The 1,478-nt window shown below is 64.7% G+C and carries 1 protein-coding gene; it reads right to left on the bottom strand.

Annotated features, from left to right (window positions below; genetic code table 11):
• On the bottom strand, positions 1 to 1,478 hold a 1,478-nt coding region (locus tag ACIP4X_RS35750), incomplete at both ends, for a nickel-dependent hydrogenase large subunit (protein ID WP_391460489.1).

Raw genomic sequence — 1,478 nt, 5'->3', positions numbered from 1 at the left:
TGGTCGGTTCCGTAGGTGGGGGTGTGGGTGGTGGTGAGGGTTTTGCCGTTGCCGAGGTACATGTGGACGCCGCAGGGGAGGCAGGGGTCGAAGCTGCGGACGGTGCGCATGATGTCGACGCCTTTGAAGGTGTCGGGGTCGTTCTCTTCGAAGATGGGTTGTCCTTGGACGGCGTCTTCGTAGGGTCCGGGTGTGCCGTAGGGGTCGCGGGGGCTGGCGTTCCAGGGGGTGGGTGGGTAGGGGTGGTAGTTGGCGATTTTCTGGTCCTTGATGACGAGGTGGTGGGAGAGGACGCCGCGGACGGCTTCGTGGAAGCCGCAGCCGATGGCTTCGTCGGGGACCTGGAAGTTTTCGAAGACTTTGGTTTCGCCGGCGCGGACGAGGGTTTGGGCTTGTTCGAGGAATTGGAGGGCCATGGCGGCGGCGTAGGCGATGAAGTAGGGGCGGGCGCGGTCGCGTTCGATGGTGTTGGACCATTGGGGGATGGTCCATTCGAGGGTGGTTTCGGGGAGTTTTTCGCCGTGGGGGAGGGTGATGCGGACGCTGTGGCCGGTGGCTTTGATGTAGGGGGTGTCGACGATGCCGTTGAGGGCGGTGGACCAGAGGCGGGCGAGGGGGCCGCCGCCGGTGTCGAGGGCGAGGTGCTGGCCGGTTTCGGGGTGGTGCCAGCGGGGGCTCATGACCCAGCTGTAGTTGTGGTCGAAGGAGCGTTTTTGGGGGTGGGGGAGGGTGGTCTGGTTCCAGGGGTGGCGGATGTCGACGGGGTTGCCGAGGGGGTCGTGGGTGACGAAGGGTTCTTCGGCGGTCCAGTCGTCGTAGTAGGAGGAGCCCAGGAGGATGCGCAGGCCGAGGTTGATGTCGACGAGGTTGTTGGTGACGAGTTGGCCGTCGACGATGATGCCGGGGGTGACGTACATGGCTTTGCCCCAGTGGTTCATCGTCTCGTAGCGGTAGTCGACGATGTCGGGGTTCTGGAAGGCGCCCCAGCAGGCGAGGAGGATGCGGCGGCGGCCGACTTCTTCGTAGCCGGGCAGGGCCTGGTAGAAGAAGTCGAAGACGTCGTCGTTGAGGGCGACGGCTTGTTTGACGAAGTCGATGACGCGCATGAGGCGGGCGAGGTAGTCGGTGAAGACGGTGGGCTGGGGCATGGTGCCGACGCCGCCGGGATAGAGGGTGGAGGGGTGGACGTGGCGTCCCTCCATCAGGCAGAACATTTCCCGGGTGACGCGGGACATTTTCAGGGCCTGTTTGTAGATCTCGCCTTCGAAGGGGTTGAAGGCGCGCATGATGTCGGCGATGGTGCGGTAGCCGTGGAGGTGCCCGCGGGGGGCTTCGGTGCGTTCGGCGCGGGCCAGGACGGTGGGGTTGGTGGCTTTGACCATGGCTTCGCAGAAGTCGACGAAGACGAGGTTGTCCTGGAAGATCGTGTGGTCGAACATGTACTCGGCGGCTTCGCCGAGGTTGGTGATGTGCTCGGC

Source organism: Streptomyces sp. NPDC088817 (genome assembly GCF_044750345.1).
GTDB lineage: Bacteria > Actinomycetota > Actinomycetes > Streptomycetales > Streptomycetaceae > Streptomyces.
Note: the sequence above shows the minus strand (reverse complement) of the source record. Positions and strands in the feature narration are given on the sequence as shown.